General features: G+C 34.9%; 26 protein-coding genes and 2 pseudogenes. 22 read left to right on the forward strand and 6 right to left on the reverse strand.

Features of this window, described 5'->3' with window-relative positions; translation table 11 throughout:
- The first annotated feature begins 129 nt into the window (after nt 1–129).
- The 7 genes and pseudogenes from AC0C45_RS11655 to AC0C45_RS11685 all read left to right on the forward strand — a co-directional run bounded on the left by AC0C45_RS11655 (nt 130) and on the right by AC0C45_RS11685 (nt 3,944).
- Nucleotides 130–913 (forward strand): annotated as a pseudogene (locus tag AC0C45_RS11655) (6-phosphofructokinase).
- Between the two features lie 89 nt (nt 914–1,002).
- Nucleotides 1,003–1,137, forward strand: a complete 135-nt coding sequence (locus AC0C45_RS11660; RefSeq protein WP_237893772.1) for a GapA-binding peptide SR1P — start codon at nt 1,003–1,005, stop codon at nt 1,135–1,137.
- A 75-nt stretch (nt 1,138–1,212) separates the two neighbouring features.
- A complete protein-coding gene (gene rpiB, locus AC0C45_RS11665) occupies nt 1,213–1,677 on the forward strand; it encodes a ribose 5-phosphate isomerase B (protein ID WP_237893773.1) in 465 nt (154 codons plus the stop codon).
- Nucleotides 1,678–1,970: 293 nt separating this feature from the next.
- Nucleotides 1,971–2,408 (forward strand): NUDIX hydrolase, encoded by a 438-nt coding sequence (locus tag AC0C45_RS11670; RefSeq protein ID WP_237893774.1) that lies wholly within the window; start codon nt 1,971–1,973, stop codon nt 2,406–2,408.
- A gap of 94 nt (nt 2,409–2,502) precedes the next feature.
- Nucleotides 2,503–2,886: a YkvA family protein gene (locus tag AC0C45_RS11675; RefSeq protein ID WP_237893775.1), complete on the forward strand. Its 384-nt coding sequence runs from the start codon at nt 2,503–2,505 to the stop codon at nt 2,884–2,886.
- A gap of 100 nt (nt 2,887–2,986) precedes the next feature.
- Nucleotides 2,987–3,112 (forward strand): hypothetical protein, encoded by a 126-nt coding sequence (locus AC0C45_RS11680; protein WP_016763647.1) that lies wholly within the window; start codon nt 2,987–2,989, stop codon nt 3,110–3,112.
- A 235-nt stretch (nt 3,113–3,347) separates the two neighbouring features.
- Nucleotides 3,348–3,944 carry a YdcF family protein gene (locus AC0C45_RS11685; protein WP_237893776.1) on the forward strand — a complete coding sequence of 199 codons (597 nt, stop codon included), beginning with the start codon at nt 3,348–3,350 and terminating at the stop codon, nt 3,942–3,944.
- Between the two features lie 112 nt (nt 3,945–4,056).
- Here the strand turns inward: AC0C45_RS11685 and AC0C45_RS11690 are convergent, their stop codons facing one another.
- Complete coding sequence (locus AC0C45_RS11690) at nt 4,057–4,671, reverse strand: DUF998 domain-containing protein (protein WP_257063152.1); 615 nt, start codon at nt 4,669–4,671, stop codon at nt 4,057–4,059.
- A gap of 262 nt (nt 4,672–4,933) precedes the next feature.
- Nucleotides 4,934–5,368, reverse strand: a complete 435-nt coding sequence (locus AC0C45_RS11695; RefSeq protein WP_047932720.1) for a hypothetical protein — start codon at nt 5,366–5,368, stop codon at nt 4,934–4,936.
- Between the two features lie 96 nt (nt 5,369–5,464).
- Between AC0C45_RS11695 and AC0C45_RS11700 the strand changes: the two genes are divergently transcribed.
- Nucleotides 5,465–5,968: a DinB family protein gene (locus AC0C45_RS11700; protein WP_047932721.1), complete on the forward strand. Its 504-nt coding sequence runs from the start codon at nt 5,465–5,467 to the stop codon at nt 5,966–5,968.
- A gap of 198 nt (nt 5,969–6,166) precedes the next feature.
- On the opposite strand, the pseudogene AC0C45_RS11705 reads toward AC0C45_RS11700, so the two are convergent.
- Nucleotides 6,167–6,271: pseudogene (locus AC0C45_RS11705) on the reverse strand (GNAT family acetyltransferase); the annotation flags it as partial.
- 130 nt (nt 6,272–6,401) lie between these two features.
- Between AC0C45_RS11705 and AC0C45_RS11710 the strand changes: the two are divergent.
- From AC0C45_RS11710 to AC0C45_RS11740, 7 genes are all read left to right on the forward strand, one after another.
- The gene (locus AC0C45_RS11710) at nt 6,402–6,707 is read left to right on the forward strand and encodes a hypothetical protein (protein ID WP_047932722.1); all 306 of its coding nucleotides are present in this window, start codon (nt 6,402–6,404) and stop codon (nt 6,705–6,707) included.
- Nucleotides 6,708–6,964: 257 nt separating this feature from the next.
- A complete protein-coding gene (locus tag AC0C45_RS11715) occupies nt 6,965–7,150 on the forward strand; it encodes a DUF3923 family protein (RefSeq protein ID WP_472928165.1) in 186 nt (61 codons plus the stop codon).
- Between the two features lie 41 nt (nt 7,151–7,191).
- A complete protein-coding gene (locus AC0C45_RS11720; RefSeq protein WP_152669680.1) occupies nt 7,192–7,392 on the forward strand; it encodes a hypothetical protein in 201 nt (66 codons plus the stop codon).
- Between the two features lie 119 nt (nt 7,393–7,511).
- Nucleotides 7,512–7,862, forward strand: coding sequence for a hypothetical protein (locus AC0C45_RS11725; protein WP_047932724.1), 351 nt, complete (start codon nt 7,512–7,514; stop codon nt 7,860–7,862).
- A gap of 538 nt (nt 7,863–8,400) precedes the next feature.
- Complete coding sequence (locus tag AC0C45_RS11730) at nt 8,401–8,976, forward strand: hypothetical protein (protein WP_237893779.1); 576 nt, start codon at nt 8,401–8,403, stop codon at nt 8,974–8,976.
- Nucleotides 8,977–9,360: 384 nt separating this feature from the next.
- The gene (locus AC0C45_RS11735) at nt 9,361–10,284 is read left to right on the forward strand and encodes a LysR family transcriptional regulator (RefSeq protein WP_170943818.1); all 924 of its coding nucleotides are present in this window, start codon (nt 9,361–9,363) and stop codon (nt 10,282–10,284) included.
- Nucleotides 10,285–10,453: 169 nt separating this feature from the next.
- Complete coding sequence (locus AC0C45_RS11740) at nt 10,454–11,143, forward strand: alpha/beta fold hydrolase (RefSeq protein WP_237893780.1); 690 nt, start codon at nt 10,454–10,456, stop codon at nt 11,141–11,143.
- An 86-nt stretch (nt 11,144–11,229) separates the two neighbouring features.
- Here AC0C45_RS11740 and AC0C45_RS11745 read toward each other — a convergent pair whose 3' ends face one another.
- Together AC0C45_RS11745 and mle are read right to left on the reverse strand one after the other, a co-directional pair.
- A complete protein-coding gene (locus AC0C45_RS11745) occupies nt 11,230–11,817 on the reverse strand; it encodes a DUF4825 domain-containing protein (RefSeq protein WP_171777455.1) in 588 nt (195 codons plus the stop codon).
- A gap of 230 nt (nt 11,818–12,047) precedes the next feature.
- The gene (gene mle, locus AC0C45_RS11750) at nt 12,048–12,887 is read right to left on the reverse strand and encodes an alpha/beta fold macrolide esterase (protein WP_047932730.1); all 840 of its coding nucleotides are present in this window, start codon (nt 12,885–12,887) and stop codon (nt 12,048–12,050) included.
- A gap of 441 nt (nt 12,888–13,328) precedes the next feature.
- Here mle and AC0C45_RS11755 point away from each other — a divergent pair, with 441 nt between their 5' ends.
- From AC0C45_RS11755 to AC0C45_RS11765, 3 genes are all read left to right on the forward strand, one after another.
- A complete protein-coding gene (locus AC0C45_RS11755) occupies nt 13,329–14,105 on the forward strand; it encodes an SDR family oxidoreductase (RefSeq protein ID WP_047932733.1) in 777 nt (258 codons plus the stop codon).
- Nucleotides 14,106–14,388: 283 nt separating this feature from the next.
- Nucleotides 14,389–15,180 (forward strand): phosphotransferase, encoded by a 792-nt coding sequence (locus AC0C45_RS11760; RefSeq protein ID WP_237893782.1) that lies wholly within the window; start codon nt 14,389–14,391, stop codon nt 15,178–15,180.
- A 104-nt stretch (nt 15,181–15,284) separates the two neighbouring features.
- On the forward strand, nt 15,285–15,554 hold the full coding sequence (locus AC0C45_RS11765) for a hypothetical protein (protein WP_233335092.1): 270 nt from the start codon (nt 15,285–15,287) through the stop codon (nt 15,552–15,554).
- A 544-nt stretch (nt 15,555–16,098) separates the two neighbouring features.
- On the opposite strand, the gene AC0C45_RS11770 is transcribed toward AC0C45_RS11765, so the two are convergent.
- Nucleotides 16,099–17,064: an arylsulfotransferase family protein gene (locus tag AC0C45_RS11770; RefSeq protein ID WP_257063154.1), complete on the reverse strand. Its 966-nt coding sequence runs from the start codon at nt 17,062–17,064 to the stop codon at nt 16,099–16,101.
- Between the two features lie 363 nt (nt 17,065–17,427).
- Here AC0C45_RS11770 and AC0C45_RS11775 point away from each other — a divergent pair, with 363 nt between their 5' ends.
- The 4 genes from AC0C45_RS11775 (at nt 17,428) to AC0C45_RS11790 (ending at nt 23,478) form a co-directional block, all read left to right on the forward strand.
- Nucleotides 17,428–19,242: a sigma-54-dependent Fis family transcriptional regulator gene (locus AC0C45_RS11775; RefSeq protein ID WP_257063155.1), complete on the forward strand. Its 1,815-nt coding sequence runs from the start codon at nt 17,428–17,430 to the stop codon at nt 19,240–19,242.
- Nucleotides 19,243–19,390: 148 nt separating this feature from the next.
- On the forward strand, nt 19,391–20,593 hold the full coding sequence (locus AC0C45_RS11780) for an iron-containing alcohol dehydrogenase (RefSeq protein WP_257063156.1): 1,203 nt from the start codon (nt 19,391–19,393) through the stop codon (nt 20,591–20,593).
- A gap of 33 nt (nt 20,594–20,626) precedes the next feature.
- The gene (locus tag AC0C45_RS11785) at nt 20,627–22,087 is read left to right on the forward strand and encodes a CoA-acylating methylmalonate-semialdehyde dehydrogenase (RefSeq protein ID WP_016763678.1); all 1,461 of its coding nucleotides are present in this window, start codon (nt 20,627–20,629) and stop codon (nt 22,085–22,087) included.
- A gap of 383 nt (nt 22,088–22,470) precedes the next feature.
- Nucleotides 22,471–23,478 (forward strand): LacI family DNA-binding transcriptional regulator, encoded by a 1,008-nt coding sequence (locus AC0C45_RS11790; protein ID WP_257063157.1) that lies wholly within the window; start codon nt 22,471–22,473, stop codon nt 23,476–23,478.
- Nucleotides 23,479–23,614 lie beyond the last annotated feature (136 nt).

The raw sequence follows: 23,614 nt of genomic DNA on the forward strand, positions 1-23,614 counted from the left end.
TACTAGGAGAGGCTGAAAACTGGTTTTTTAGCAGCTGTCAGCCAACTTTCTTAGATGGACAAGAATAAGCAGGGGTGTATGGCAATGATGAAGCTAGGAGTTTTAACAAGTGGCGGAGACGCTCCAGGAATGAATGCTGCTATTAGAGCAGTAGTAAAAACAGCTGATTATCATAACATCGAGGTAATGGGAATCGAGGGTGGTTACCAAGGTTTAATAAAAGGTAAACTTCATACATTAACCTCTACGGATGTAGACTACATTGCGGATAAAGGAGGGACGTTTTTAAAAACCTCCCGCTGCGCAGAATTTATGAAAGAGTCAGGCAGAATGAAAGCCTTAAGTGTATTAAAGGATTATGGAATTAATCATTTAGTGGTAATCGGCGGTGAAGGCTCTTTTAAAGGAACACATAAATTACATCAATTAGGTGTAAATGTCATTGGTATACCGGCAACGATTGATAATGATTTATCTTACACAGATTATTCAATTGGATTTGATACTACATTAAATACGATATTAGAATGCCTCGGTAAAATTAAGTCTTGAAGAGATATGTTCCAAACTGAACGAGAAAATGAAAAGCGGCAAAAAAGATAACCTAATCCTGATTACTGAAAAAATGTACAATATTCAAGACCTGCAAAAATATGTCGAAGATCGATTAGATATTAGCGTCAGGACAAGTATATTGGGTTTTATTCAAAGAGGAGGACAGCCGTCCGCATTTGATCGTATATTAGCAAGTAAAATGGGGATCACAGCAGTAGAATTATTACTCAAAGGGTATTCTGGTAGAGCTGTAGGAATCAAAGAAAATGACTTAATTAATGTAGATATTGAAAAAGTTCATTCGAAGTTATCTAGTAACGATGATAAATACAGCTTACTGGATACCATTCTAGCTTAAGGATATCTTTTCTAACATACAATGATTGATCTTTAAAAAAAGGTATTTGAATACAAACGAATTTTTCTAATAAAAAGGAGGAAATAGAAATGAATAAGCAGGTTAATTTAAAACAGGGAACTATCGTTTGTCAAGTATGTGGGAAAGTTATTGAGAATGTAGATAACTCTGAAGGAGTTAAAACATGGTACGGGAAGTGTTCTGAAGATTGTTCTAGGAAATAACGTATCGGTAAAAAGAGACTCCAAAAATCATTAGAATTTTAATTAAGACTATAGCTGAACAAGGAGAGTAATCTTATGAAAGTTATAATTGCTTCAGATCATGGTGGGATAAACATTCGTAAAGAGATTATAAATCTATTAGATGAAATGTCCATAATATATGAAGATCTAGGCTGTGAATGCAGCAGTTCAGTCGATTATCCGGACTATGCGATTCGAGTTGCCCAACGAGTAGCAAATGAAGAAGCGGATTTTGGAATTTTAATCTGCGGTACGGGAATTGGCATGAGTATTGCCGCTAACAAAGTAAAAGGAATTCGTTGCGCACTTGTTCATGACGTTTTTTCAGCTGAAATGGCGCGTGACCATAACGATACGAACATTTTAGCTATGGGGGAACGAGTAATTGGGCCAGGTTTAGCCCGCGAAATTGTGAAGACTTGGTTAACCACCCAATTTGTTGGGGGCCGTCATGAATATCGCATTGGTAAAATTACAGAATACGAAAATGTATCAGAACCTTCTCTTGAAAGAAAATAAAACCAGAAAAGGCAAGAATCAATTTGATTCTTGCCTTTTCCTATTATTTCACTTACTGATATGATGATTATAGATCCTATCAGAATAGCAAAACTAACCATTCCAATTCCCATACCAGTTAACCTTCCGTAAAAGCAGCTTATTATGACAACACTGAGACTAATTATTTTTGCAATCAAAATAGATGTAATAAAATATGTCTGATTTATGCTTGGGAGTTAAAGAAGTGTGTTTGCTGATGAAGAAATCTGTACGGTTAGTATCTATATATAGGAATATAGGAGGAAGCGAATATGCAGGATAAAACGATGATAACAAAAGTTATGGCTTACATAACTAGATTCAATGAGCCCTATACAGAGTTACTAGTTTGCGAACACAAAGATTATCCAGAAGCAGGAGTTCAAGTTCCAGCCGGTACTGTAGAAGAAGGAGAAACAATTGAAGAAGCTTTATATAGAGAGGTCAAAGAAGAATCTGGGTTAATGGAGTTTTTATCGGTGATCAAAATAAAAACATACGTCTATCATCATGAAAGTAAAAGTCAGTATCATGAACGACATGTTTTTCATTTAGAAGTTCAAGAAGAAACGGCAGAACGGTGGGAATATAAGGTGAATTCTGAAGGGGAAGATGCAGGATTAATCTTTTTCTATTATTGGGTTCCTGTTGGAGCTGTTCCTAAACTAGCTGCAAATCAAGATGACTGCATTAATCAGTTATTCGTATAGTTTTGAATTTACTCATAAAAGAAACATGCAGTTAAACAAAAAATAAAACCGATTTTCACATTATTTTAAACCGTCCATAAGGAGAATAGGAAACATGCTTAATCAATTAAAGCTTTGGGCTAAAAAGTTAAAAAAGCAGCTATTTATCTTATACTTAGCTTATAAAGATGAACGAGTATCTTGGTATACCAAATTATTTACTGCTTGTGTTGTTGCATATGCCTTCAGTCCAATCGACTTAATTCCTGATTTTATACCGGTTTTAGGCTATATTGACGATATAATCATTGTTCCTTTAGGAATTATGATTGCTTTGAAGATGCTGCCTAAAAATGTAATAGAGGACTGCACACTAAAAGCAGAAGAGCTCATTCAAAATGAAAAACCTCAAAACTGGGTTGCAGGTTCAATTATTATCATAGTATGGATACTTATTTTTATGTGGAGCTGTTTTATTGTTTTTAAGTTTTTAAACTGAATGTACTCTTATAAAGAAAAAATATATTAGGTTTACTATGGATCGTTATGATACAAAATGGTAAATGATATATATAATTGAAAGGAGTACATTAGAACACATGCAGCAAATTGATATTCAAGAAAAAAAGATAGACAGAGCTCTCTTTCAATTTGTTTTCCCTTTTTCCTTAAAGCAAGGAACAGAATCTACTATTGTAATTTTATTATTAAAAAATGAAAAATAAGCGAAAAAACCAATATTAATACAAATAAGTTAAAAAATATTTAAGTTTGTATAAAATTCATTTGATTCACGAAAATATTGAGAAAGAACGTTCGTTGAAATTTTTAATGTTAACTTTTATATAAAAGCTGTGATTGCTTACAGAATGCAAAGTTTTTTTGAAAGCACCTTTTTATTTTTATGAATATTGAGCTTTATGATACGATATGAAGTGAACTTTTTAAATGAGGGTCTATATGCAAAAAATTAAAGGTAAAAGAGTAAAAATCAGCATATTCATGCTGGGATTAGGGATTATTTTTTTTCTGTTTGCGGGGAAAGAGCTTGTGGTAAACGAAAAGCCTGTAAAATCTGACGTGATTATTGTGTTAAGTGGTGATAATGATCGACTGGAGAAAGGAATTGAATTATATAAAAAAGGCTATGCGGCTAATTTAATCCTTTCGAATGGTCAAGAGAATAATTTTTATCATCAAGCCAAGGAATCAGGGGTACCTGAGGATTCAATTATATTAGAAAATCACGCTACAAGTACTACGGAAAATGCTAAATTTACAAAAAAGCTAATGATGAACTATCACTTTCAATCCGCTATCGTTGTTTCTTCAAACTATCATATGAAAAGGGTAGAAAAAAACTTTAATAAAGAATTTAAGGATACCCAAATACAATTAACCTATTGTTCTAGTGGAAGTCATTATTATAATCCACAGAGATGGTGGGAAACTGCTTTAACTAGAAAAGTTACTTACACAGAATACGTCAAACTGATTGGCAATTATTTTGGTTTTAGCGGAAAGAAATCTAAAGAATTATTAAGAGAATTTATTTAACAAAATCGTATAAAAAGTCCATAGGGGATGCCTCTATGGACTTTTTGCTATTTGAAATTCCGGCTAGTTTAACATAATCTTGTAAGCTCATATGAAACGGAGTGATAGTGGATTACTTGTTTAACATACAGGAAAGTACGGTGCCCCATATAAAGATTACTAAATAGAATAATCTTTGCAGCAGACCAGTAGGCATAGGAACGAAAAATACAAGCATAATGAGTATGAGAATGATTAGTAGGGCGATTAAGCAGCCATAAGTCCAATACTTGCCGCTGGTTAAAGAGGATGCATACATCCAAAGACCAGCTAAAACAGTAACCATACCAAGCTGAGCGAATATTGAATGCCAAAATAAATTTATATCAGCCGGTATAAAGCCTGAAATAATATTGCCTAAAGCTAATATAAGGATAAACGCTGTTGCTAGTTGGGTTATTTTTGTTTTCTTTAGGTTTTGTGAAATGTACAGAACACCAATTGAAAGTGTTAATCCGTTTATAATAAACAATACATTCATCCAGAAATGATGAGGAGAGCAAATTTCATGAGGTGCAATTGAATAGGTGTAGGTTCCACAAAAAGTTACGCCAAGATCACTCATTGCGTGATGTAAAAAACTGTAGGGAGCAGTTGAAGTCAAAATAAAAAAAGGTTCAACTAAAAAATACAAGCAAGTAGCAAACCAGCTTAAAATGCCAAGCTTTTTCGATATATACAGAATCATCACCTCTTAAAAAGTATTATATACGAATTGTATATCCAAATAATGTTAAATAGAATGGTCTTGAAGCCTATTTTTAAGTAGGGCTTGAGGTTGATGCGAGGAAGGAGGACAAAGTGTTTAAACTTGAAGGTGCTTAGGAAAAGGCCTCTTTACTAATGTTTTGTAGCGGTAAAGAGGTTCAAAAGCTGCTTAATTAGAAATGAATAACGGCTGATTATGCACCCCCATACGTAAAGTTAATGTATTCCAAACGCGGTGACATTCAAGACATTTTCTCTAGAATTTTATAATCTGATGTTTTTTGAATATCTACATCATATTCATGTGCAAATGTTTCTAATTCCTTAAAAACATTTGGTGGATTAAATAATGCTATTCGCATATTCCACCCGTTTTTTACTTTTACTACTGCCAATTTTGTTTTCCAACTTAACCGTTTAAATACAATTCTTTTAATGTCCATTGGTTTAACGGTTTTTGCATATACTTTAAACCATAATATATATGTTCTATAGGTTAAAGTATCTTTGTCTATTTGAAATTCATATCTGAGGCACGGGGAAAGAAACGAACAAAGGATAGCAAAAAGAAGTAAAAAATCAAATGCTTTATATTGAACTGCTTGAATGCATAATAAAGCATTTAAAGGTAATAGAGTGAAAGTAATAGTTTTTTGAGCAGTAGCTTTAAATAACATAGAATCTCCTTTCTTTAGTAAATAAGCCAACTGGTTTTTTCTATGATATTATTTAAGTGTTAATTTAGATTAGATTTATATGGGGAGGTCTTTTACATGTATAATACCATTTCAGATTTTATCAAAGAATGGAACAACGAAGCTATGCTAACTCAAAAAGTTTTGGATAGCTTAACAGATGATTCATTGAAACAACAAGTTTACCCTGAAGGACGTACGTTAGGAAGAATTGCTTGGCATTTTACAACCAATATTCCAGATTATCTAACTGAATTTGGACTGAGCATAGACAGAATAGAAAGTACAGCAAGCGTTCCATCTTCTGCCCAGGAAATCGCTATAACCTTTAAAAATGTAAGTTCTCACGCTGCTAAAATCATTGAACAGCAATGGACAGATGAATTCCTAGAACGCACTCAAGAAGCGTTCGGAAGAACCCAATCAAATGCCACAATCTTAATGGGACTAATCAAGCATATTGTTCATCACCGAGGTCAAATTACCATTCTGATGCGTCAAGCAGGACTAAAACCCCCTGGAGTTTATGGGCCTCCAAAAGAAGATTGGGTTCATTTAGGTGTGGAAAACCCACCGCTTTAATAATATCAGGTAAATAAAAAAGAGGCTGTTCATAGAAAATACTATAAAATTTTTTCTAGGCAGCCTTTACGTAAAACCTAATTAATCAGTTAGTACTTACTCTGAAAAAGCTTTTGAGTACTGCACAACACCTTGCATATTTTTTAATAATCCCTCTGTTAACTCTAAGGTCATAAAGAATTCTTCAGGCACGTCAAAATGTTCTTTCTTATCGCTGTATTCTTCATTTAAAAAAGCGCTTTTCACAACTTCTTCAGTTTTATTATATTCTTCAGTGGGTTCTTGTTTAATTAAGATATCCATAATTAGTATGTATATATTTTATAGTGTTATATTTTATGAGTCCACCTTTAACACATAATATTTGTGAATTTTATGGTAAAATATACTATATATTGTTAAATTAGAGGGTGTGAAGAAGGGGTAATATCTGATGTTGAACGTATTATTTATATGTTTAGTAAGCTGCTTCATTATTTATATTGGGAAACGTGTATGGAAAAAAGGTAATACTAATTTCATTGCTGGGTATGGAAAGATATTCACACCTAAGGATGAAAAACAGCTCGCTAAAGGAATTGGCCTTATTATTATGTTATTTGGCTTTGAATCTATAATATTCCCCATTCTTTCTTTGTTTTTTGAGGGGATTGGCTTTTATTATGGATTGCTGGTTGTATTAAACTTCTTCGCTATATTTGGACTTATGATAAAGGATCAGGTGCAGGGAAAAGTCTAAGGAGGAGAAAAAGATCAATAAAAATATTCGACTTATGATTGGTTTACTCAGCACTATTATCCTGTGTTTCTATGGAGTAAGAGGTTTATTCATACATGAAACAATACCGTTTTCTTCTTACCTCTTTGCGGTAGGTGGAGCTATCTCCACCATTACTCTTATCTGGGAATTAAAAAAGAAAGATACTGCTTAAAAATGGAAGGAGTGATGATGTGAAAAGACGATGGATTTCCTGGTGGATAGCTAATATAATTTAGATCATACTTTTCGTCGTAGGCACAGCTGTTGTCTGGACAAGAGAAGTGGATGGAGCGGGTGTTACCCAAACACCAGAGCTAAAATTGTTCGCATTTATAGTGTTGCTAATTGTATTTATTTTCCCTTTGATTATTCAAGTTATATGGCTAATTATTAATTTTAAAACTAGTAAGCATGTACTATAGAAACTAGGAATGATGTTATGGAATAGAGAGGGATGATGTGTATGTACAGCAAAAAGTGCTCTAAATGTGATTCAACTCTAATCAAAGCTCGTATTCAATCATCACCTGGTACAGTAGGTGTAAATAAAACACCGAGCAGCATATTAAACAACAATCACAATTACAGTGAGTTAATACCTTATGTTTGTTCAAGCTGCGGTTATGTGGATTTTTATGTGGAGGAGCCTGGAAAGTTTGTTTAATAGAACTTTTAGGATTGTTCGTTTTCGAATACATTATGATACGTTACTGAACTTGGTATATCCTCTAATGTCTATTTTAATTAAAGGGCAAGGAAAATGATTTGCGGAGGCTGCTTATTATGAAGAGAACACTTAGTTTTCTGTCAGTAGTTTATTTAACCGTTCTAACTGCATGTAACCAAGAAAGTACAGGAATAAATATAGAGAGCTCTGCTATCATTGTGATAGTTGGAAATAAGGAATATAACGGAACAGAAGATAAATTAGATCAAACACAAGAAATAGGAGACCAAATAGGAACAATAGAAAAGAAAACTAAAGCAACTAAAATGCCGGCAGGTAATAATCAATCAAACTATTTTACAGTTGGTTCAGAAATCTATTCAGTAAAAGGAACAGAGGAGTATATTATAGTTAAAGATAAAGATCATAAAAGTCAGTTAATGAAAAAGGTAGCCCAAAAAAGGTGAGTATTATTTAAGTTGACTACTTTATCTTTTAGAAAATACGTTCTATGTGAGCGTATTACATATATCAAAACCTAATTATAGTAAAACAAAAAAAATTTAAGAGGTCGAAAGTGAATAAAAAAATTCGATGGAGCTTAGCTAGTTGTATAACAATTATAGGGGCGTTAAGTATATATTTTTTGTTCTTTTCTTACGATAAGTTTTATGTAACAAAAGACGAGAATATGTTTAACACAAAGCTTTTAAGTGATACATATGGAAATTATGAGTGCGTGGAGATGGCTGATTAAACAAAGTATGACTCTAAGAAATATTTTAGAGCCTTTGGTAAAACACAAAATGGGGATATTGTTTATGCTATTAAAGGTGATCCTAAACATAAACAAGTGCTGCTAGTTGAAAACACAGAGATGCCTATGTGGTTTTTATATTCTAGTCAATAAAGGGGCTAAAGTGTCTACAAAATCCATTATGTTAATTAAAGAGGATTTATTATTTTTCTCTTGAAATATAGTTGGAATAAAGAAGGCGCTGCGTTATGAAAAAGTTCTCTCTTAGTTTATTTATTGCTTTTCTAGTATTTATAATTTCAGCTTGTTCAAATACAGAGTATGTAAACAATGTCGAGCACTTAAAATTACAAAAAACAGAGGTAAGGCTAACAGATGATAAAAAAATCGTTGGGGAGATGATAGTACCTGATAAAAAGAATAAAAGTAAACGTATCGTTCCAACCGAGTTATACTATACATTCACGATGGAAAACACGTCCAATAATATTATGGCTCTCTCTGATCTCGATAAAACAAAACTTCGCATAGAACCAGATAAGGAGTTAGTATCAGCTGTAAAAGAAGCAATTGGTTCAAATATTTATAATATGGATAACAATAAGTTAGGTATTGGTATGAGTATAGGAGAAATTCCATCTAAAGGAACAAGTGAATTTACTCTTAGTTATACCTTAGGAGCAAAACAAAAAAATAATGAATTACCTCTTTTGCCAGCTGAAGAAAAACTAAAAAAGCTACAGGCTAATGCATTAAAAGGCACACTCATTATCTCTCAAGATGACAAGGACATTGCGGAGTTCAGGTTAGATTCAAGACAATAAACATGATTTCAAGTGTAAATAAGCGAATAATCCACTTACTCTGGCAACATACGGAGTTAGTGGATTATTCTTTTATATTTAAGCGCTTTTATGTGACAACTTTTTTTACGTGTGAGATTAGTTTTAATCATTTAGTCACGATAAGCGCTCGAATAATTTCATTCCAATAGTATTTGAAGTTTTTTTCGCTGGTATCTTTTTTCGCTAGACTCATTGATTCCTTCGTATTCTCTTTTTTTATAGACATTATGATTTCCCCTTATCTCTTTATATTTAGTATGTTGTGGTTTGATTTACCATATTTTATAATGAAATTAGCAATCATTACAGATGAACATTACGATTGAATCAATCGAAATATCCGATTATATAGAGGTGAGGAAAATCGAAATAAAACAACTAATTACATTTAAAACAGCTGCAGAAAATTTAAATTTTACCTATACAGCTAAAGTTTTAAATTTTGCTCAATCAAGCGTTACCGCTCAAATAAAAGCGCTTGAAAATGAACTTGAAACGCCTTTGTTTGAACGTTTAGGGAAGCGCTTAGTTTTAACAGAGGCGGGTAGAGAATTTAAAAGATACGCTGATAAAATGATTCAATTGACTAAGGAAGCAAAAAACGCTGTAAGTGGAGTGGAGGAGCCTGCGGGTACACTTATTATTGGATCTTCTGAAAGCCAGTGCACGTACAGGTTACCTCCAATATTAAAAGAGTTTAAGGATCAATTTCCAAAGGTTAAAATGATTTTTAAGCCCATTTACTCTCACACACAAACAAGAGCGCAGCTACTAGACGGTACTCTTGATATCGCCTTTACAATGGAGCCTATTCAGCATCATGATGCAAATTTACATACACAATGTCTTGTTGCAGAAGACTTAAAAATTATTGCTTCTCCTCAGCATCCTTTAGCTGATAAAACGGATATCTACTTAGAAGAGCTTGAAAATGAGACTCTTTTATATACTGAGTCGGGTTGTTCATATCGGGTAGTATTGGAAAACTTGTTTCGCGAGGCAGGTATTTGTACATCAACTAAATTTGAATTTGCAAGCGTGGAAGCTATTAAGCAATGCGTCATGCTGGATTTAGGTATTGCCATATTGCCCGAAGTAGTAGTAAAAGGAGAGCTTGAGAAAGGCATATTAAAAGAATTGGCTTGTACTAAAGTTGATACGCCCCTTTATACACAAATGGTTTGGCATAAAGATAAATTTATGTCTCTTCCTTTACAATCTTTTATTCAATTGGCTTGCAGTACTTTTGGTTTAAATTATATAGGTATCCAAAGTGAAAAACTCTAGGTACGTTAATTATGCTGACTAAAGAATTACACAGGATATATAAAATAATCTAATGTCTTTCCCAATAAGATAAAAGGTGAAGGAAATCTTCATTCCTTCACTAATATATAGATGAACCTTAATAAACTAGATTTTAATTGGTGAAATCTGAGTTAGGAGTTGATCTGATTTGGAAATGAGAGTAAATCAAATTGAACTAAATGGTTTAACATTTCAATATCGAGAGGCGGGTGAAGCTTGGGCACCCGCCATTATTGCACTTCACGCTTTGGGAATGAGTGCAGAGTCTTGGGATGAAGTAGCAGCTGTATTAGGGAAGGAATATTGGTTTTTAGCTTTAGATCAGCGAGGGCACGGTGGAAGTGAGAGAACCGGCACCTATACGTTTGAACTTATGTGCGATGACTTGCTTCAGTTTGTAAATGCGATGAATTTGAAGAGCTTTACGTTGATTGGGCATTCTATGGGTGGTACGGTGTCCTATCTTTTTTCTGAAACATTTCCAGAAAGGGTAGATCAATTGATTGTTGAAGACACTCCTCCACCTTTTACAGGAGAAAAGTTCGAAATTCCTGCCAAAGCGCCTGGTCCTTTACCGTTTGACTGGGAGGTTGTACCTTCAATTCTTCAACAGTTAAATAACCCCAATCCTAACTGGTGGGAAAGTCTTACAGAGATAATTGCACCTACTCTCATCATAGGAGGAGGATCCAGCCATATTCCTCAAGATAAATTGCAAGAAGTTTCTAAGCGCATTCCAAATTGTAAATTAGTAACGATAGAAGGGGCTGGACATGAGGTGCATGCAGGAAACTTATCCGCTTTTTTAACTGCTGTGAAAAGCTTCCTTGATTCGTGACTTTCTGGAGCTTTTATTAATTTGAAAGTTTGGTTAAGTAAATAGAAAACAAATAAAGAGCCTTAAATAAGGCTCTTTATTTGTTCTTATTCTTTTACGATAGGAACATTCTTAAAAAATTGTTCTCGAATAGTTGCCGATTTAACTGCTTTATTAATCTTCTCTTTATTATTATCTATAAATTGCTGTGCGTTTTCTTTATCAAATAACTCATTGCTACTTGGTAAAGTTTGAATGTTTTTGGAAATGAATTGTTTCATTTCTTGTCTAGATACTGAGAATTTCTGATCATCTATTTTAAAACTGTACCCTTCAGCATTAGGTATTAGTATCGTTAAATAAATAGCATTATAAAGAAAGTTTTTCTCTAGTGTATCCTTACCGTCGAGCCAATATTTTAATATTTCATCTTCTGATAAAGAGTCCTCTTTAGTACCATACATTATTTTTGGTGTTTTATTATGTAAATTAATTTCTTTAAACGTTTCTCCTCCAGGCAATGCTCTTACAATAGCTACTACGTTAGAATTATCTCCAACATAAGTTCCACTGTGGTCTTTAAGATCTTTTACATCAACAGTGTTAATGCTTGTGACTTCTTCTTTTGAAGAACAGCCGGTTATACCTACAAGTATTAATAAGATCAAACAAAAAAGCACCTTAAAACATTTCATAAAAACCTCCATTTTCTTACTTTAATACCCTTATGTGGATATTTCACGAATTATCAGTGTATCGTAAATATGATGTTTTGAAAAGATGTAGGTACTTTTGTACAAAATACTCTTTGCTATAGGAAAAGTTTTTTCTACTGTAAGTAGAAGGAAGGAACTTTGAAACATGAAAAGACCCCAAAGCTTTCTTAAAAAAGCGCTTTGAAGTCTGCATATCTCATGTTTTGATTTTAGGAGCTAATCTCTACAATTGATTTGATGATTTGTTCCCAGTCTTCACTATGGACTTCATGTCCTGTACGCTCAAGAGCTATTAGATTAGCATGAGCAATAGCTTTTGCAAGAGCAAGTCCATGTTCGTATGGGAGTGCCGGATCTTCTGTTCCATGAATAATCTGTGTAGGTATAGTAATTTCACTCAGCCTGTCATAATATTGTCCGCCTCCTTGAAGCAAAGCATGATTAAATCTACTCGGCAGCTGTTTAGCACGGGCAGCTTCTCTTTCTGCTAGCTTATACATTCTTTTCTCTTCATAAGGTTTTGTTCCACTTAAAATTTTCCATCCACCTGCAAGGTAGGGAACGGTTTCCTCTTGATTTGACCAGTCTATGGAAGTGCTCTTCGTGTGGTAATCAAGTATCTGCTGATCCATTGGGGGCAATTTTTCCGCCTCCGTTCCAAATACGCTTGATGCAATTAAAGTAAGGGAGTCTATGCGATCCGGATATCTAAGAGCAAGGATTTGTCCTATCATCCCGCCCAAAGACATTCCCACAATATGAGCTTTGTCTATAGAGTAAGCATCTAAAACACCAATTGCATCGTCAGCCATATCCGTTATTGTATAGTTAGACGTACCGGGTGGATAAGTGGTAGATCGCCCTAAATCACGATGGTCGTAACGAATAACAAATCTCTCATGTTCAGCGAGGCGAAGACAGAAGTCTTCATCCCACCAATCTAACGAAGACATTGCTCCCATTATTAAAAGTACAGCAGGATTCTTGGGGTTTCCAAAACTTTCTGTACAAATCTCAACGTTATCAATTTTTATTATCTCTTCATTCATTCGTGTACCTCCTTTTAAGTGTTAGAGAAATGAAAAGCAGTCCTTTATTCAGTTCTCTAACATAGGGATATTTCCTTTTAGAATTTTATTTAGGAAATCGGTTATTCTACCTATCTCTTTACCTTTTTACTAAAAAGTAAAATATAGCGTTCTTGAAAATGTAACTAAGGAAAGAGCCTAAACTTGTTGGAGACTAGGGGGATTCAGCTTTTGCTGTCTGAAACATGTTGATAAGGCAGGAAAGTTGAATGCATGTATGGAAAAATACTTATGTGAGGTGAAATAAGAATGAATGATTACTATGGAGAAAATACCTTTTAAACTTTAATTACATTTTTTCATTTATTACAACTTGATAGATTAATATACATATACGGGATTGCTGAATTCGTGTGCTATTGATAAGCATATGAATTCAACGTTCTCATAAGGAGATGCTTTATGAAGCGGTTAATAAATAAAATTGCGATTGTTACTGGTGCTAGTCGGGCAAAAGGTATTGGTACTGAAATATGCAGGGAATTAGCTAGAGAAGGCGCAGATATTTTTTTCACTCATTGGTCAAAGTATGATCGTTTAATGGATTATTTTAATGAGGATGATTTTAAATGGTCGAAACATCTTATGGAAGAGATTCGCAGTCTGGGAGTGCGATGTGAATCAATGGAATTGGATTTATCGCAACCCGATGCACCAAGAAAGCTGCTTGATGAAGTTCAAAACAAACTAGGTTCTCCATCAATCCTTGTAAATAATGCAACACATTCCGTGGACGTAGATTTTCGTTCTATAGATGCTGATATGCTTGATGCTCATTATAACGTGAATATTAGAGGGACATGTCTTTTGACTGTTGAGTTTGCACGTCTAATCGAAGGCAAGCATGGCGGTCGAATTATTAATATGGTTTCAGGTCAAGATAAGTCACCTGAGCCTGGGAATTTGGCTTATGTTGCAACAAAAGGGGCTGTTTCTACGTTTACTAAATCAGTTGCTATTGAATTAGCACCTCTTAAAATTACCGTTAATGCTGTAGATCCTGGACCAACTAACACTGGCTGGATGAGCAGTGAATTAAAGGAAGAGCTACTGCCAAAGTTCCCAATGGGTCGACTTGGTGAGCCCCGGGATGCCGCAAAATTAGTTATCTTTTTAGCAAGTGAAGAATCAGCATGGATTACCGGACAAATTATTCACTCAGATGGAGGCTTTTGGTGATTTAACATAGTAGCGGTCTTCCACTTTTTAGCGGATTTTTGCATGAAACAAGCAGTTAAAAGGATCTTCGAATGAAGATTCTTTTTTATAATGTAACGTAATATGACGATAACCGATTTTCTCCACTTTATTAGTCAGTCCCAAAGGATTGTTGATGGGCTACAAAAGAAAAAGTACGGGCTTTTCTAAATCAGTTGTAAAATGAGATATTTCATTTATGACGAATGCTTTATCATTTTCACTTATTGACGACAAATAGGATATATTCAGGGGGAAGGTTTATATGTCAAGCTTTGAGGACGAAGAAGTGCTAACAGGAGGGAATGTCTCTAACGTTTATCGCTCGGGAGATACTGTACGACGAGAATTAAAATCAGATAGTCATAAATTTCATAAACTATTAAAGCATTTAGAGAACAAAGGTTTTAGTTATGCACCAAAATTTTTAGGCATTGATGAAAAAGGGAGAGAGGTCTTGTCATTTATTGAAGGTGAAGCTGGTAATTATCCCTTGAAGAAATATATGTGGTCTGATGATGTTTTAATAGAAATAGGGAAAATGCTCCGTCTTTATCATGATTCAGTGAGTGATTTTTCATTTGATGACAGCTGGAAATCAATAGATAACACTCCTAAACCATTTGAGATACTATGTCATAATGATTTTGCCATATACAACATCATTTTCAAGCACGAAAGACCAGTAGGCATCATTGATTTTGATGTTGCGGGGCCTGGTCCAAGAATTTGGGACATTGCTTATACTCTTTATACGTGCGTCCCTTTAAGTAGATTTTATCTTTCTTACACAGGTGAGAGGATTTATTATAATTCATTGCAGCATGCTCAACATATAAACCGAAGAGTGAAATTATTTTTTGAATCTTACGGCGAAGAATTACAAGAAGGTTATTTGGAAGTGGTATCGCTGCGATTAGAGGGGTTATGTAAAACAATTACAAGAAAAGCCAGCGAAGGCGACAGTGCGTTCCAGAAAATGATACACCAAGGGCATCTTGAACATTATCAAAATGATATTAAATTCATTTGTGAACATAGGAAAGAATGGGTTTAAGGATAAGTTTTAATTAAAGAAACAACACACTTTTATTAAAAAGCATGTCTATAACACCCTTTATGTAAATGATGGTTGTTATTCTTTGTAGAGGAGCACTTGTTATGCGAATTATTAATATTAGAGAACAGGTAGAGTACAAAGATAAAGCTATTGAATATATTCAGAGTAAGTGGGCGAGTAAAGAGAATTTAAGACTTTATGAAGACTGTATTATACATAGCTTAAAGACAAATAGTTGTCTTCCAGTTTGGTACTTGTTAGAAGATAAAGGAGAAATTATCGGCTGTGCAGGGCTTATCACCAACGATTTTATAAGTCGAATGGATTTATGGCCCTGGGTGTGTGCTCTTTATATTGAAGAAAGTTATTGAGGTAAATCCTTAGGTGAGCAACTTCTTTTAAAGTTGAAAGAAAATACGAAAGATGCCGGATTTGATAATCTTTATTTATGCACTAACCACGTTGGATACTATGAAAAGTATGACTTTATATATATATAGGTGATGGTTATCATCCATGGGGGAGTAGTTCAAGAATCTATAGGGCTAACTTAATTAAACTGTGATTGTATTTAATAGATTAACTATTAATTTTTATTTGAAATGTTTTTAACTGTTTCAATCAGTGAATAGCGGGTATAGGTTGATTATACAAGCGTAGTGCCCCCCAGGAACATGCATGTATATTTCTTTTTCTTACTTGCCCTGTTTGAATCCTCTTTTTATGGAGGGTTCTTCTTTGTGTCTAAAAGATATAACTTTTTAAATTATATATATCAAACACTTTAATCATATATGTATTTTATACTCACTGAATCTAGGAGTGAACGTAGTTAAAAGAGGAAGGGATTTATCTAAAATTGCTTTTACCTTTGATGATGGTCCGAATCCTATTTATACGCCGATACTTCTTGATTTACTGAAGTAAACCACGTGCCTGTCCCTCAGGAGGAGAGGTTGAAGAGGCACAGCAGGCGTCATCAAACAAGCTTATCCTATTTTCGGACCTATAGCGCGCATCATGCTGCCAAGAAAATGTAGCGTTCGGTCCAAGCTTAAAATCACTTTGTTTTCCACCAAGTTGCCAAATTACCTTTCCCGTTTTTTTATCAATGTTATAAATGGCCCACATATTACGCATACTCACTAGAAGTGTATTGTTTGGCCCTTCTTCGACTGAATTTACGTGGTAGCAATCCCATATATTATTAGAACTTGTCGCGGATGAAGCAGGTACCACTGAATCAGCTGGATTAATATGTTCAAGTGCACTCCAAAAGAAGAGAAGCTCTCCCGTCTCAATGTCTGCTTCTTGAATAGAGTAATCATCAAAATACCCGCGTAATGGTCCACCATACTTAGATAAATCTGCAGGTACTTGTTTTACTGCCGTAAACAAAGCCGTATTCCGTTCGGTGATTGTAAACTCATGCACATCAGCTGTAAATCCTTTTTTAGCAAATAATTTTTTAATGAGCTTATAATGCTGGTTGATAATTTGAAAATAAGCACCAGGTTCAGGATCGCCTGCTGGAAGGTTTGGGGTTGCGGTTTGAGTTCCTGAAATTGTTCCTTGCCACATCGTAAGAACAGGATTCCCGCAGTACATTTGTACTCGAAAGTCTGTGTTTTGGATATATCTACTAGCAAGTGGTCTAAACCACATTGGATTCCCTGTCTGATCCATAATTAGTACCCCAGTTTGGCCAACCATCGCTGCTTCATATACCGTATAGGGCGCAACAAATAATAGGCCTGGAGCTGTTCCAGGCTTATTAACATTAATGGTAACCTTCATGGGGTGTAAATTAGAAGCCGAAACAAAATTCCATACTTGCGGGTTTGAATGATCAGTGGATGATTGTGAATTAAAATTATCCATTCCCACTCTCATCTCCTCTAAATTTTATTATTAGCACTGTCGAGCTATTAATATGTCATTTACGTCAGAATATGTACATATGTTTTAGGTTTACTTGTGTCTTTTGTTTATTTTAAATGCTTGTATATAAGGGCAGATGAAATAGATGTAAAAAACGAGCCCTTAGCAGATAAGAGCTCGTTTTTCTTGTTCATATACCATTATATATTATCAATGCAGCAATATTTTAATCGTGTTTAAAGTTGAACTACTAAACAGATAATAAGAGATTTCTTTTATGTCTAAGACACAGACAATTTCAAAAACTTTATGTATAATAAATGCTACATTTGTATTAATAGCTAAGATTAGGAGGTATAAATAATGATACAAGAATTTAATAAATATACGCCCCTTGATTATAACCAAATAAAAAATAACGAATTTGTTCATAGATGGATGAGACCTCTTTCTGCTAACCTGGCAGTAGGTCAAACATTAAAGGAAGCCTTTCATTTACTAGATATGCACGGTATTGAGGGTTTACCTGTGGTTTCTCCACAGCAGAAAGTTGTAGGGGTGCTAACAACTTCGGGATTAATAAGATCCTTGACTGAATGCCACACCCTAAATACCAAAGTTGAAGAAGTTATGAAGCCTGCATTAATTAGTGTTAGTCCTCATGACTCTATTGACAAAGCTTGGAGAATGCAAGTAGAAATTTTACCTGTTGTAGATGAAAAAGAAAAATTGGTCGGGATCTTAACTAAAACGGATATTCTTCATTCTTATTCGTACTATCTAAAGCATCTGCATGAGAATCTTTATGCTGTTGAAACATTAGATGCTGTATTAGAAAGCGCTTACGAGGGGATTGTTATTGTTGACACGGATGGAATTATTAAGGAGTTTAATGCGGCCTACTGCCGTTTTTTAGGGAAAAAACGTGAAGAAGCTATTGGAAAGCATGTCACAGAGATTATAGAAAATACCCGAGTGCATATCGTTAGTGAAACGGGGACAGATGAAAGGGGTTATGTTCAACGTATCCAAGGTCAAGACATGATTGTTCATCGCATTCCGATTAGAAAGGAAGGGAAAATTGTAGGAGCAATTGGCATGCTTATCTTCGAAGGCGTCAGTGAGCTTTATAATATTTTAGGACGTATGCAGGAATTGTCCCGAAAAGTAACAGAGGCTCATTTGCCTAATCATGAACAAACAGAGAATAACAATCATTTTGATCAAATTATTGGGGAAAGTCCTGCAATACAAACCGTAAAAGAGATTGCTAGAAAAGCAGCAAAAACACCTTCTACCGTATTAATTACTGGAGAAAGTGGCACGGGAAAAGAATTATTCGCAAAAGCAATTCACTATTCTAGCCCATTTTCAGAAGGACCCTTTGTTAGTATCAATTGTGCCGCTATTCCAGAACAATTACTTGAAGCAGAGTTATTTGGCTATGAGGAAGGAGCATTTACAGGAGCACGCAAAGGAGGAAAGCCAGGTAAATTTGAACAAGCTCATAAAGGTACCTTATTTCTAGATGAAATTGGAGACATGCCCCTACTTATGCAAGCTAAGATACTCCGAGTATTACAAGACAGAGAAGTGGAGCGAGTCGGAGGAATGAAAAGTCAACATGTAGACGTACGAATTATTGCTGCTACTAATAAAAGGTTAGAAGAGCTAGTTAAGAAGGGAGAGTTCCGTGAAGATTTATATTATCGTTTAAACATTATTCGTTTGAGTATTCCACCACTTATAGAAAGAAAAGAGGATATTCAAATATTACTCATACACCACCTTAAAAATTTTTGTGAAAAGTTTGGAATCATTAAAAAAAGCTTTTCTTTTGAAGCAATGCGGTATTTACAAGAATATCAATGGCCAGGAAATATACGGGAACTTGTCAATACGGTGGAAATGTTAGTAAGTCTAGTAGAAAATCAAGAAATTAGGGAAGAAGACTTACCTGCTCATTTTCGAAAAAAAGATACAAGCTCTTTTATAACAGAAAAAAATAGTGATACAAACAGACTCTTAAAAAAGGTAAGAGAAGATATTTTATCTAGTGAAAAAGACACTATTTTGAGAACGCTTGCTGACGTGAACGGTAATAAGGCTGCTGCCGCGAGAATTCTTGGAATTCAGCGTTCTACTCTTTACATAAAATTAAAAAAATACGGATTATAGTTCAAGTGTCTGTATAATCGGACATATATCAAACACTTATGTATTTAAAAATGGACACTTTAACTAAAAGAAGCCTTTGGAATTAAGCTTTTATAATTGGCACGGTTCTTGCATTAATAACAGTGACGTTAATGTAAGGAGGGATTTTATGAAAGGGTATTCAAAATTTTGTATGCCTAACTCAGTCTTTTATGGGGAAAATTCTTTAGCTCAGCTTGGAGAGCAAGTGAGAGCTTATGGAAAGAAAGTACTTTTAATTAGTGATCGTGTTATGGAAAAAATAGGACATGTAAGAAGTTGCGAAAAAATACTAGAGGATTTAAATGTTTCTTATGCTGCATACTTAGATGTTAATACAGAGCCTACGGATTTACACGTTAATGAAGCATTAAACCTGTGTCTAAGAGAGCAATGCGGCATTATTATCGCAATAGGTGGAGGAAGCTGCATTGATGCTGCCAAAGCTGTAGCTGTAGTAGCAACCAATGGTGGTTATATTGGTGATTTTGCAGGCGGAAAGTCTCCAATTACAGAAGATCCTCTTCCGCTTATTGCAATTCCAACTACGGCTGGAACGGGTTCAGAAGTAACAAATGTTACCGTAATTACGAATACTAAGGAAGATATAAAAATGATGATTAAACATCAAGCATTTCTTCCGAAAGTAGCGATTGTAGATCCAATTTTCACAATTTCTACTCCTCCACAAGTTACAGCAGCAACGGGAATTGATGCACTTTGTCATGCTGTTGAAGCTTATATATCACGTTTATCTCAACCGTTAACGGAAACATTGGCTCTTTCATCGATAGAAGCTATTTTGAACCATTTAAGAAAAGTTTATCAAGATGGAGAGGATTCAGACGCAAGGGAAAAAATGGCCATTGCTTCTATGGAAGCTGGACTTGCTTTTAGTAATGCTTCTGTGACGCTAATTCATGGAATGTCCCGTCCAATTGGTGCTTTATTTCATGTACCTCATGGTATTTCAAATGCAATGTTACTTCCAGCGGTACTTGAATTTACAAAGGAAGCTGCTATCGATTCGCTAGCAAAAATAGGACATCTAATTTATCCAGAATCGAAATCATTAAACAAAGAAGAGCTAGCTGATGTGGCTATTGAGAAAATAAAGCAACTTTGTTGTGACTTAGATATTCCTAATATGAAAGCATGGGGAATAGATGAACGAGAGTTTCAAAAAGTAGTTGATAAAATGGCAACGGATGCACTAGCAAGCGGCAGTCCTGGAAATAACCCAAAAGTGCCTACTCATCAAGAGATAGTGGATTTGTACTATTACTGCTATAACTACAATTTTTCAAGAAGCAAAAGTACTGTTGAATCTTAAAAATCTACTAGTTATCTAAAAGGAGAATGGAAAATGGAAACTACAACTAATACAAAAGTAATTCAAAACTATATTGCCGGTGAATGGGTAGAGTCATCTACAAGGATTAGAGAGAAAGTCTATAACCCTGCAACTGGAGAAGTAATTGCAGAGGTGCCTCTTTCAACAAAAGAAGATGTAGATCAAGCTGTCCGAGCTGCGAATGAAGCATTTAAGGGCTGGTCCAAGACAGCAGTTCCAAAACGGGCGCGAATCTTATTTAAGTATCAACAGCTATTAGTAGATAACTGGGATGAATTAGCAAGGTTAGTGACGATTGAAAATGGAAAAAGCTTTAATGAAGCACATGGTGAAGTACAACGTGGTATTGAATGCGTGGAATTTGCTGCGGGCGCTCCTACCTTAATGATGGGGAAACAGCTTCCTGATATTGCGACAGGCATTGAATCTGGCATGTACCGCTATCCAATTGGCGTAATTGGAGGGATTACACCGTTTAACTTTCCAATGATGGTTCCTTGCTGGATGTTCCCTCTTGCGATTGCTTGCGGTAATACATTTGTCTTAAAACCATCTGAGCGTACGCCGCTTTTAGCTGCAAGATTAGTAGAATTATTTGAAGAAGCTGGATTGCCAAAAGGCGTATTAAACATTGTAAACGGCGCGCATGATGTGGTAAATGGTCTTCTTGAACATAAATTAGTGAAAGCTATTTCTTTTGTTGGTTCTCAGCCAGTAGCTGAATACGTATACAAAAAAGGTACAGAAAATTTAAAGCGTGTTCAGGCTTTAGCCGGTGCAAAAAATCACTCAATTGTCCTAAATGATGCTGACTTAGACGTAGCAACAAAGCAAATTATTGGTGCTGCCTTCGGCTCGGCAGGTGAGCGTTGTATGGCCGCTTCTGTTGTAACGGTACAAGAGGAAATTGCAGATAAATTAATCAATCGTTTAGTAGAAGAAGCAAACAACATCGTCATTGGAAACGGCCTAGAAAAAGATGTCTTCTTAGGACCCGTTATTCGTGAAAATCACAAAGAGCGTACGCTTAGCTACATAAAATCAGGCATAGAGGAAGGAGCTCGGTTAGTTCGGGATGGCCGTGAAGATAGTGCAGTAAAAGATAAAGGCTATTTTGTAGGGCCAACTATTTTTGATCATGTCACACAAGAAATGAAAATCTGGCAAGATGAGATTTTTGCACCAGTATTATCGATTGTACGTGTAAAATCACTAGAAGAAGCAATTGAGGTAGCGAATAATTCCCGATTTGCAAATGGTGCTTGCATTTACACAGATAGTGGTGCGAGCGTCCGCGAGTTCCGTGAAAATATTGAGTCGGGCATGTTAGGAGTCAATGTAGGAGTGCCAGCTCCTATGGCGTTCTTCCCATTCTCGGGCTGGAAAGACTCTTTCTACGGTGATCTTCATGCAAACGGCACAGATGGCGTAGAGTTCTATACAAGAAAGAAAATGGTTACGGCTCGTTACTAAAAAGATATTTAGAGACAAAGGGGAAGCTTTAAGTAATTCTCATTAATATTTTCCAAAAATAAATGTGTTTGATATTAATGCAAGGGAAATAAAAATCACATAGTCGCAAAGACCTTTTCCACTAAGGCTTTGCGACTTTTTTGTGTTTTAATAATATTATAGAGACATTTGCCTGAAAATTGAAATGTCACGGGATTATTTTAATTCCTCTTAGTATTTATTAAACCACTTTTTTAATACCTTTTCTCAAAAAATGATAATAATAATATAATAGTCAATTGTTAAAATAGAGAAATATCTATAATATAAATATATCTAGTCTAGTTATTAACGAGTTTTTATATTAAGAAAACGTACTATAGAGGGAACAGGGAGAGGTAAATGTGAAAAAAAAACAAATTAATGCAATAGAAGTGGCTAAGTTAGCTAATGTATCACAATCGACGGTTTCTAGGGTATTTACTCCAGGTGCCAAGGTGTCTCCTAGGACACAAAAACGCGTGTTAGAAGCTGCTCAAAAAATAGGATATCGCCCAAATGCTTTAGCAAGAGGATTAATAACTAATAAGACTAATATGATTGGACTTGTAATGGGTAATATTCAAAACCCTTTTTATCCAGAAATCCTTGATGAATTCACAAAAAGTTTGTACGAAAAAGGGTATCATGTACTTTTTTTTCATACAAAGAATGATGCAATTACCCAAGATGAAGTATCTCAATTTCTTGAATACAATGTAGAGGGTGTGATAGTGACAGACGTTTTGCTATCTTCAAATGTTGTCTCCAAACTTTCTACACATGATATACCTATTATCCTTTTCAATCGATATAACCAAGATTCTACCTGTCATTCTGTATGTTGTGATAATTATTCAGCGGGCATGAAAATCGGGGAGTATTTATTTAAACAAGGTCATCAAAAGTTCACTTATATTACCGGTCGTACCAATACATCAACGAGTCGTGATCGTGAGAGGGGATTTGCTGAGTTTCTTTTACAAAAAGGAATAAAACCGGTAATTGAAGAAGGTGATTACACTTATGAAGCTGGTTACACTGTAGCAATGCGTGTACTAAAAAATAGAAATCGTCCGGATGCTATTTTCTGTGCAAATGATATTGTAGCTTTAGGAGTAATGGATGCTGCTAAAATATTAGGAATATCTATTCCAAATGAATTGTCAATTGTAGGATTTGATGATATTTCAATGGCCTCCTGGCCTCCTTATTCTTTAACAACTTGGCAGCAACCAGTAAAAGAAATGATTGAAGCAACTATTAATATGTTATTAAACACAGTGGATGGAGAAGCGACCAAGCCTCAATCTCTACTTTTTTCAGGCAAGCTTCTTGAGAGAAAGTCTGTAAAACTTCTCAAAAATAGTTGACAATGAAAGGGCTATCATCTATGATTTAGTAGACACAATAGTGTGAATTGTGTAAATAATATGTTTTTTCTAAAAGGGATACATAATATCTCTTTTGTAACTAAAAATGCATACGTATGCAAATAGCTTTTTATTA

Source organism: Priestia sp. VA7 (genome assembly GCF_055710015.1).

Bases quoted from the DNA above. Each gene is read 5' to 3' on its own strand.
- AC0C45_RS11660 (WP_237893772.1), top strand. From the start codon at position 1,003: ATGAATAAGCAGGTTAATTTAAAACAGGGAACTATCGTTTGTCAAGTA.
- rpiB (WP_237893773.1), top strand. From the start codon at position 1,213: ATGAAAGTTATAATTGCTTCAGATCATGGTGGGATAAACATTCGTAAA.
- AC0C45_RS11670 (WP_237893774.1), top strand. From the start codon at position 1,971: ATGCAGGATAAAACGATGATAACAAAAGTTATGGCTTACATAACTAGA.
- AC0C45_RS11675 (WP_237893775.1), top strand. From the start codon at position 2,503: ATGCTTAATCAATTAAAGCTTTGGGCTAAAAAGTTAAAAAAGCAGCTA.
- AC0C45_RS11680 (WP_016763647.1), top strand. From the start codon at position 2,987: ATGCAGCAAATTGATATTCAAGAAAAAAAGATAGACAGAGCTCTCTTT.
- AC0C45_RS11685 (WP_237893776.1), top strand. From the start codon at position 3,348: ATGCAAAAAATTAAAGGTAAAAGAGTAAAAATCAGCATATTCATGCTG.
- AC0C45_RS11690 (WP_257063152.1), bottom strand. From the start codon at position 4,671: ATGATTCTGTATATATCGAAAAAGCTTGGCATTTTAAGCTGGTTTGCT.
- AC0C45_RS11695 (WP_047932720.1), bottom strand. From the start codon at position 5,368: ATGTTATTTAAAGCTACTGCTCAAAAAACTATTACTTTCACTCTATTA.
- AC0C45_RS11700 (WP_047932721.1), top strand. From the start codon at position 5,465: ATGTATAATACCATTTCAGATTTTATCAAAGAATGGAACAACGAAGCT.
- AC0C45_RS11710 (WP_047932722.1), top strand. From the start codon at position 6,402: ATGTTGAACGTATTATTTATATGTTTAGTAAGCTGCTTCATTATTTAT.
- AC0C45_RS11720 (WP_152669680.1), top strand. From the start codon at position 7,192: ATGTACAGCAAAAAGTGCTCTAAATGTGATTCAACTCTAATCAAAGCT.
- AC0C45_RS11725 (WP_047932724.1), top strand. From the start codon at position 7,512: ATGAAGAGAACACTTAGTTTTCTGTCAGTAGTTTATTTAACCGTTCTA.
- AC0C45_RS11730 (WP_237893779.1), top strand. From the start codon at position 8,401: ATGAAAAAGTTCTCTCTTAGTTTATTTATTGCTTTTCTAGTATTTATA.
- AC0C45_RS11745 (WP_171777455.1), bottom strand. From the start codon at position 11,817: ATGAAATGTTTTAAGGTGCTTTTTTGTTTGATCTTATTAATACTTGTA.
- mle (WP_047932730.1), bottom strand. From the start codon at position 12,887: ATGAATGAAGAGATAATAAAAATTGATAACGTTGAGATTTGTACAGAA.
- AC0C45_RS11755 (WP_047932733.1), top strand. From the start codon at position 13,329: ATGAAGCGGTTAATAAATAAAATTGCGATTGTTACTGGTGCTAGTCGG.
- AC0C45_RS11760 (WP_237893782.1), top strand. From the start codon at position 14,389: ATGTCAAGCTTTGAGGACGAAGAAGTGCTAACAGGAGGGAATGTCTCT.
- AC0C45_RS11765 (WP_233335092.1), top strand. From the start codon at position 15,285: ATGCGAATTATTAATATTAGAGAACAGGTAGAGTACAAAGATAAAGCT.
- AC0C45_RS11770 (WP_257063154.1), bottom strand. From the start codon at position 17,064: ATGGATAATTTTAATTCACAATCATCCACTGATCATTCAAACCCGCAA.
- AC0C45_RS11775 (WP_257063155.1), top strand. From the start codon at position 17,428: ATGATACAAGAATTTAATAAATATACGCCCCTTGATTATAACCAAATA.
- AC0C45_RS11780 (WP_257063156.1), top strand. From the start codon at position 19,391: ATGAAAGGGTATTCAAAATTTTGTATGCCTAACTCAGTCTTTTATGGG.
- AC0C45_RS11785 (WP_016763678.1), top strand. From the start codon at position 20,627: ATGGAAACTACAACTAATACAAAAGTAATTCAAAACTATATTGCCGGT.